Annotated in this window: 6 protein-coding genes and 1 pseudogene; 3 read left to right on the forward strand and 4 right to left on the reverse strand. The window is 69.5% G+C overall.

Annotated elements, in window-relative coordinates; translation table 11 throughout:
* Nucleotides 1-49 precede the first annotated feature (49 nt).
* The 4 genes and pseudogenes from ACYVF6_RS10640 to ACYVF6_RS10655 form a co-directional block, all read right to left on the reverse strand.
* On the reverse strand, nucleotides 50-559 hold the full coding sequence (locus tag ACYVF6_RS10640) for a DNA glycosylase AlkZ-like family protein (RefSeq protein WP_460519431.1): 510 nt from the start codon (nucleotides 557-559) through the stop codon (nucleotides 50-52).
* 97 nt (nucleotides 560-656) lie between these two features.
* Nucleotides 657-1,331, reverse strand: a pseudogene (locus ACYVF6_RS10645) (DNA glycosylase AlkZ-like family protein); the annotation flags it as partial.
* Between the two features lie 32 nt (nucleotides 1,332-1,363).
* Nucleotides 1,364-1,891 carry a 2,4'-dihydroxyacetophenone dioxygenase family protein gene (locus ACYVF6_RS10650; RefSeq protein WP_460519368.1) on the reverse strand — a complete coding sequence of 176 codons (528 nt, stop codon included), beginning with the start codon at nucleotides 1,889-1,891 and terminating at the stop codon, nucleotides 1,364-1,366.
* Between the two features lie 101 nt (nucleotides 1,892-1,992).
* Nucleotides 1,993-3,144, reverse strand: a complete 1,152-nt coding sequence (locus tag ACYVF6_RS10655) for an epoxide hydrolase family protein (protein ID WP_460519371.1) — start codon at nucleotides 3,142-3,144, stop codon at nucleotides 1,993-1,995.
* A gap of 61 nt (nucleotides 3,145-3,205) precedes the next feature.
* Here ACYVF6_RS10655 and ACYVF6_RS10660 point away from each other — a divergent pair, with 61 nt between their 5' ends.
* From ACYVF6_RS10660 to ACYVF6_RS10670, 3 genes are all read left to right on the forward strand, one after another.
* Nucleotides 3,206-4,228: a helix-turn-helix transcriptional regulator gene (locus ACYVF6_RS10660; protein WP_460519375.1), complete on the forward strand. Its 1,023-nt coding sequence runs from the start codon at nucleotides 3,206-3,208 to the stop codon at nucleotides 4,226-4,228.
* A gap of 85 nt (nucleotides 4,229-4,313) precedes the next feature.
* Nucleotides 4,314-6,089, forward strand: coding sequence for an LCP family protein (locus tag ACYVF6_RS10665; protein WP_460519378.1), 1,776 nt, complete (start codon nucleotides 4,314-4,316; stop codon nucleotides 6,087-6,089).
* Nucleotides 6,090-6,193: 104 nt separating this feature from the next.
* Nucleotides 6,194-7,252 carry a S66 peptidase family protein gene (locus ACYVF6_RS10670; RefSeq protein ID WP_460519381.1) on the forward strand — a complete coding sequence of 353 codons (1,059 nt, stop codon included), beginning with the start codon at nucleotides 6,194-6,196 and terminating at the stop codon, nucleotides 7,250-7,252.
* Nucleotides 7,253-7,632 lie beyond the last annotated feature (380 nt).

Below are 7,632 nucleotides of genomic sequence, written 5' to 3' on the forward strand. Positions count from 1 at the left end.
GCAGGCAGGACACGGCATCGCCGACTCGTTCCCGGCTTCCGGCACGAGTCTAGTGACCCTGGGCGGCGGTTACCGCCTTCGCGAGCTTGCCGGCGAGGTCGCCGTTCCTGGCCACCGAGACGTGGTCGAGCTCGAGCCAGCCGGCGAGCACCCGTAGCTCGTCCGCCAGCTCCAGCGCCACCGTGCCGGGGTCGGCCCCCGGCTCGGTGAACGCGCCGAGCACCCGCAGGATCCCCGCACCGCGGTCGCTCCTGACGTCGATCCGCGCCACCAGGCTGTCGCCGAGGAGGAACGGAAGCACGTAGTAACCGTGGACCCGCTTGGCGGCCGGCGTGTAGAGCTCGATCCGGTGGCGGAAGCCGAAGATCCGTTCGGTGCGCGGCCTCGACCAGACCAGCGAGTCGAACGGACTCAGCAGGGCGCGCGCCTCGCGCGCGGGCGTGGGGAGCCGTCGCGCCGGGAGGTAGGCAGGGGCGCTCCAGCCCTCGACCCGGGCCGGGGTGAGGGCGCCGGCCTCGACCAGCTCGGCCAGGCGCGCCTTGGAATCCTTCCGCGGCAGGCGGAAGTAGTCGCCGAGGTCGGGCTCGGTCGCGACGCCGAGGCGCGACGCCGAGGCGTGCCGCCGCGATGAGGAGCAGCTGACGCTGTGCCTCGTCCTCGGGCGGGGTCGGGGCGTCGAGAACGGCCGTGGGCAACACCCGCTCGGGAAGGTCGTACTGGCGCTCGAAGCGGACGCGGTGCGCGGCGCAGACGCGGCCGGCGAAGAAGAGGTAGTCGAGCGCGATCTTGGACTCGCTCCAGTTGTACCAGGGGTTTGCGGCCCTGCGCACCGGTGTGGCGAGCTCGGCGGCCCGGATCGGGCCTCGCTCGCCAAGTGTGCGCAGAACCGACTCCAGCAGCTCGGGCTTCTCCGCGGCCAGGAGACGGGCCGGTTTCTCGGCGAGCTTGTCCGCCCGCGCCATCCGCCAGCGCAGCAGTGGCTGCAGCTCGACGGGCAGCAGCGAAGCTTCGTGTCCCCAGTACTCGAACAGGCTCCGGTCGCGCCCGGCCCGCGTCGCGGGTCCGGCTGCGGTGTCAGCGTGCGAGGCCAGGCGGTCGAGGGTGGCCCGCGGGTAGGGGCCGATCCGGGAGAACAGCGCCAGGTAATGGGAGCGGCACAAGACGCTGACCGAGTCCCGCTGCAACAAGCCGACGTCGTCGATCGCACGCCGCAGGCGCCGGGCGTCGATCCGGCCGTTCGGCCGCCGGCCCATGCCCTGCGCGGCGAGTACGACGCCCCGCGCCTCCGCCGCGCTCAGCTCGATCTCGGCACCGGCGCTCACCGTCCCCATTCTGACGCCCACCCGGGCACCAACCACAATCCTCAGCGAATCAGCGTGTCGACGTACGCCGCGCCGATGCCGACCTTCTCGTAGTGGGCCTTGCACAGCTCGATGTAGTCGTAGGCGTCGAAGTAGCTCTCCGGCTCGCCGTTCTCGTCCAGCCAGACCAGCGGCCCGGTGACGTTGAAGTGCACGCGCATCGGATCCTCGTGCTCGTAGGCCACCAGCGTGTGCGCCTCACCCGGCGCCTCGTACACGAAGTCGCCGGCGGTGGCGATCCAGTCGTGCTCGAGATAGCCCCACTTGCCGGAGATCGTGTAGCCGAAGACCTGCTGCGGATGGTAGTGCCGGTTGACCAGCCCGGCCGAGCGAGCCATCAGCACGTCGCACCAGCGGTTCTGGCTCGGCATGATGAGCAACGGACGTGACCCGACCGTTTCGGTGAATGGAACGTAGTAGCGCTCGTCGTCGGTACTCGGCCGGTAGACCTCGGGCAACGCGTTCGGCCGGAAGACCTGGGTAACGGGTTGGATGTTGTGCCAGAACTCGGGTTTCGCCGCGTCAGTCACGGGTTTCTCCTTCCATGCGACCGACATGGAATTCGTCCTGTTCCTCAACGTAGCAAGTGCGGCGCCGGATCGGCGCCGCACTTGGAACGCGAGGCGAAGGGCTACGCGCGGTGGAAGAAGGCCCGCAGGTCCCCGACGAGCAGCTCCGGGCGTTCCATCGAGGCGAAGTGCCCGCCGTCGGGGAAGTTCGACCAGTGCACGATGTTGCTGTTGTCGCGCTCGGCGAAGGCGCGGATCGTCTTGAAGTCGTCGGCGAAGACCGCGACGCCGGTACGCGACGGGTTGACCGCCGGCTCCGTCCCGGCGTGCGCCTCCTCGAAGTGGTACCGCCCGGCCGTCGCCTGCGTGTTGGTGAACCAGTACAGCGACACCTGCGTGAGGATCTGGTCGCGTGTCACCAGGCTGGTGCCGTTGCCGAAGTTGTTGAACAGCTCGCTCCACGCCAGCTGCCCGACCGGCGAGTCGGCGATGCCCACGGCGACCGTCTGCGGGCGGGTCGCGTTGATCTGGTTGTAGCCGCCGACCGACTGGAACCACTTCAGGTGCTCCAGCGCCGCGTAGTCGGCGGGCGTGAGCTTCTCGAACTCCGCCGGATCGCCCGACGGGAACGAGAACAGCTGCAGCACGTGCAGCCCCAGGAAGCCGGACGGCTCCATCAGTCCGAGCTCCCGCGAGACCATCGCCCCGGCGTCGCTGCCGTGCGAGCCGTACGACGAGTAGCCCAGCCGCCGCATCAGCTTGTCGAACGTCTCGGCCACCCGCCGCATCGTCCAGCCGCGGCCGTCGAGCGGCAGGCTGTAGCCGAAGCCCGGGATCGACGGCACCACGACCGAGAACGCCTCCGAAGCGTCGCCGCCGTACGCCTCCGGATCGGTGAGCGGCCCGATCAGGTCGAGGTAGTCCACGAACGAGCCGGGATAGGTGTGCACGAGCAGCAGCGGCTTCGCGTTCTCGACCTTGGACGGAACGTGGATGAAGTGCACGGTCTGGCCGTCGATCTCGGTGAGGTAGTGCGGGAACTCGTTCATCCGCGCCTCCTGGGCGCGCCAGTCGAACGTCGTCCGCCAGGCCTCCACGGTCTCGGCGAGGTAGCTGTTCGGGGTGCCGTACTCCCAGTCGTCGGTCGGCGCGGGCTGGGGCAGCCGGGTCCGGGCGAGGCGCTCCCGGAGGTCCGTCAGCTCGGCGTCGGAGATCTCGATGCGGAAGGGGCGGATGTCGGCGGTGTCGGCCGTGGCCTGCGTGTTCGTCGTCATGAAGAGAACGTTAGGAGCCGTATAGGAAGATTTGATTCCTATACGTGAGATGATTTGCCACGTGCTCGAAACGTCCTCCCGGCTGCTCGCGTTGCTGGCTCTGCTGCAGTCCCGTCCCGACTGGCCGGGGTCGGAGCTCGCCGAGCGGCTCGGCGTCACCACGCGGACGATCCGCAACGACGTCGACCGGCTGCGCGAGCTCGGCTATCCCGTCGATGCCGCGCGCGGGCCGCTGGGTCACTACCGCCTCGGCGCCGGCGCCAAGCTGCCGCCGCTGCTGCTCGACGACGAGGAAGCCGTCGCCGTCGCGATCGGCCTGCGCGCCGGCCGCGGTGTGGCAGGCATCGAGGAGAGCAGCACGCAGGCGCTGGCCAAGCTCGAGCAGGTGCTCCCGCACCGGCTGCGCCGCCAGGTGGCTGCCCTGCACGCCGCCACCGACTCCGGGCCGGAGAACACCGGCACCAACGTCCCCGATCCCGTGATCGACTCGGCCGTGCTGGCCAGGATCGCCGCCGCGATCCGCGACGAGGAGCTGCTGCGCTTCGACTACGCCCGGCCCGGCCGCGAAGCCGGCGACACCCCGCAGCGCAACGACGCCTCCGCTCCGTTCAGCGACTGGCCCGTGCTCGTCGAGCCGTACCGTCTGGTCAGCTGGGAACGGCACTGGTACCTCGTCGCGCGCGGCCCGGAGACCGGCGACTGGAACACCTATCGCGTCGACTGGATGACGCTGCGGATGGAGACCGGCCGCCGGTTCCGGCCGACCGTGCTACCAGCGTCCCAGGGCGGTGACTACACGAGCTTCGTGCTGCGCGATGTCGCCGCCGCGGGGTGGAAGGTGCACGCCCGGATCACGGTGGCCGCGCCGGCCGAGGCCGTGCTGGCCCGGATCAACCCGACGGTCGGCGTCGTCGAGGCTGTCGACGAGTCGACGTCCGTGCTGGTCACAGGCGCTGACAGCTTCGAGGTGATGGCGGTCTACGTCGGCATGCTCGGCCTCGACTTCCACGTCACCGAGCCGTCGGCCCTGGTCGAGCACGTCCGCGCGCTCGGCGAGCGCTACCTTCGGGCGGCCGGTTCCTAGTTCGATCGTGTACCAATGCAACGTTGGAGCGTCTGTCGACGTCAGGAACGGATGAGGGCTCGTTCGGTGCGAGAGGGATGGGTGGATGGCGGAGGGGTACGGAGGACCTCGCGGCTCATATTGGAGCCCTGACGACGAGGATCAGGACCGCGATGTCCGATGGCCGGGCGCCGCGGCGTACTCCGGTGCCGACGACTGGCCGCCGGCTGCTCCGGCCGACGACAGCTGGTCGCCGCCTGCGCAGCCCGGTGCCGGCGAGCCGTGGGCCGCGCGCTCGGTGACCACGCACAGCCCCGAAAGTCCCCGGACCCGATCGGCGCCTCCGCCCGAGCCACCCCCGCAGGCGCCGCCGACCGCACACAACCGTTCGTACGCCGCCGCTTTGGGCTGGACCATTGCCGGCGCGCTGTTGCCGGGGCTTGGTTTGCTGGTGGCGGGTCGCCGCCGGATCGGTGCCGCGGTGCTTGGCGGGTTCGTGCTGCTGGTCGGGGTGCTGGCATTCCTGGGGGCGTACGACCGGAGTGACTTGTTGCATCTGGCGGTGAACGGGTCGGCGCTGGTGTGGCTGCGGGCTTCGTTGTGGGTGCTGGGCCTGGGCTGGGTCGTGGTGATCGTGGCCACGCATCGTTGCCTGCGGCCGCGGCGGGTGTCTGCGCCGGCGCGCGGGCTGGGGTCGGTGCTGGTCACGCTGCTCGCGGTGGTCGTGCTGCTGCCGGTCGGGTTCGGCGCACACCTGGCCGAGGTGCAGGGCGACCTGCTCGACACGGTGTTCAAGCCGCAGGACAAGATCCGTTCCGAGACCGCGCCGAAGAACGTCACCGCCGAGGATCCGTGGCCCGGCCGTGACCGGGTGAACGTGCTGCTGCTCGGCGGCGACGGCGGAGCCGACCGCCAGGGTGTGCGTCCCGACTCGATCCAGGTCGCGAGCATCGACACTCGTACGGGCAACACGGTGCTGATCGCGTTGCCGAGAAACCTGGAGCAGGTGCCGTTCCCGGCCGGCTCGAAACTGGCCGCTGCGTACCCCAACGGCGTCTTCGATCCCGGCCGGCGCTACTACAGCAGCCTCGAAGAGCAGGAGTGGCTGCTGAACGCGATCTACCGCAACGTTCCGGCGCAGCATCCCGGCCTGCTGCAGTCGGACAATCCGGGTGCGGACGCCACCAAGCTCGCGGTGAGCGGCGCGCTGGGCATCCAGATCGACTACTACCTGCTGATCAACCTGGACGGCTTCAAGCAGCTGATCGACGCGCTCGGCGGGATCACCGTCAACATCAACGAGAAGGTCGCGATCGGCGGTGACCACCAGAAGGGGACGCTGCCGTCCGGCTATCTGCAGCCCGGCAAGGACGTTCACCTGGACGGCTTCAACGCGCTGTGGTTCGCGCGCGGCCGGTGGAACAGCAGCGACTACGACAGGATGCGCCGCCAGCGCTGCACGATGAACGCGATCATCCAGCAGGCCGACCCGGCGAAGGTGCTCTCGCGGTACGAAGCGATCGCCGACGCGTCCAAGCAGATCGTGCGTACCGACATCCCGAGCTCGTTGCTGCCGGCGTTCGTCGACCTGGCGATGAAGGTCAAGGGTGCGAAGCTTTCCAGCCTGGTCTTCGACGACAGCCTGATCCGGCCGGCGCACGCCGACTTCGACCTGATCCACGAGAAGACGGCCGCCACCATCGCCAAGAGCGAGCAGAGCGCGGCGTCCGGCACGTCGACGGTCAAGCCGACCGCGCCGGCCACGACACCCAGCGACCAGCAGTCCCCGTCGCAGTCTCCGACCGGCAAGCCGACCAAGCAGGCGAGCGACACCGAGTCGGTCGACCAGATGTGCGCCTACCACCCAGGTCAGGACGAGTAGCCGCACCGGACCGGTCAGGACGGGTGCGACTCTCGTAAACCACCCGGACAGCTGTGGCGTCATCCAGTACGTACGGACGTCGAGCACAGCAGAGGAGCACCACCGTGTCCGGAGTGTCCCGCCGCACCCTGCTCACCGCTGGAGTCGCGGCCGCTGCCGCCGCCCCGATCGCCGCCGGCGCCGGGCAGGCGTATGCGCAGTCTCCCGTCGAGTCAGCTCCCGGGGCCGAGACGACGCCGTCGACGGCCGTCAGGCCGCCCGCTCTGAAAGCCGGCGACCTCGTACGCGTCGTCTCGCCGGCCAGCAAGCCGACCGAGAGCCTGGTCGCCCGTGGCGTGGAGATCCTGGAGAGCTGGGGGCTTCGGGTCGAGCTCGGCGACCACGTGTTCGACAAGCTGAGCTACCTCGCGGGCACCGACGCCGACCGGCTCGCCGACCTGAACGCCGCCCTGCGTGACCCCGAAGTCAAAGCGGTGTTCGCCAGCCGGGGTGGCGCCGGCGCCACCCGCATCGTCGAAGGCATGGACTTCGCGGCCGTGCGCGCCGATCCCAAGCCGCTGATCGGGTTCAGCGACATCACGGTGCTGCAGCTGGCGCTGTGGGCTCGCTGCCGGGTCAGCACCATCCACGGCCCGATGATGAACTGGGACGACTCGCGTACGGGACCGGAGTCCGCCGAGGCCCTGCGCGCGGCATTGATGACCACTGCGCCGGTGACGCTGAAGCGCAGCGACGACCAGGTCACCGCGCCGGTCGAAGTGCCCGGTCGCGCGTCCGGCCTGCTGCTCGGCGGCAACCTGTCGATGATCGCCGCGGCAGTGGGGAGCTCGTACTTCCCGAGCCTGCGTGGCGCGATCCTGGTGATCGAGGACACCGGCGAGCCGCCGTACCACGTCGACCGGTTCCTCACCCAGATCGACCAGAACCAAGGGCTGCGGAACCTCGCCGGTGTCGCGGTCGGCCAGTTCATCGGCAGTACCGGCAACCCGGGTGACTGGACGATCGTCGACCTGCTGCGCGACAAGCTCGGCAACCTGGGCATCCCGGTGCTCGGTGGCTTGCTGATCGGGCACGGGAGTGGCCAACTGACCGTCCCGTTCGGCACCCACGCGACCCTCGACACCCAGGCCGGAACCCTCACCGCGGAGTCCGGCGTGCGCTGACGAGTGGTTGAAGGAGGGGCCGATTTGACCCGCTCGCGAGGCACCGGCTAACGTACAACCACTCGCTGAGAACGCGGGACGCGACAGCCGGAAGGTTGGCGCGGCCGGACCAGCGGGATCCCCAATCAGGCCAGCAACGGTCGACGGCTTACGCCCAGACCGGCACTGAACTGCGTGGGGAGGCAGGCCCCGAACCAGCCAGTTTGACCGGCTGAAACGGACCTGCTAAGTTAGAAGGGTTGCCCCGAGGGATGGCCGTGAGGTCTGATGCGGTGTGCGTCCGATTCTTGAGAACTCAACAGCGTGCTAATAGTCAATGCACAAACGCCCCCTGGTGGTGCACGTGTGTGGCTGACCGTTTGGTTGGTTGTGCCGTGTGT

It is taken from the genome of Flindersiella endophytica (assembly GCF_054779015.1).

Coding starts and splice junctions, on each gene's coding strand:
- ACYVF6_RS10655 (WP_460519371.1), bottom strand. CDS start 3,144: ATGACGACGAACACGCAGGCCACGGCCGACACCGCCGACATCCGCCCC.
- ACYVF6_RS10665 (WP_460519378.1), top strand. CDS start 4,314: ATGGCGGAGGGGTACGGAGGACCTCGCGGCTCATATTGGAGCCCTGAC.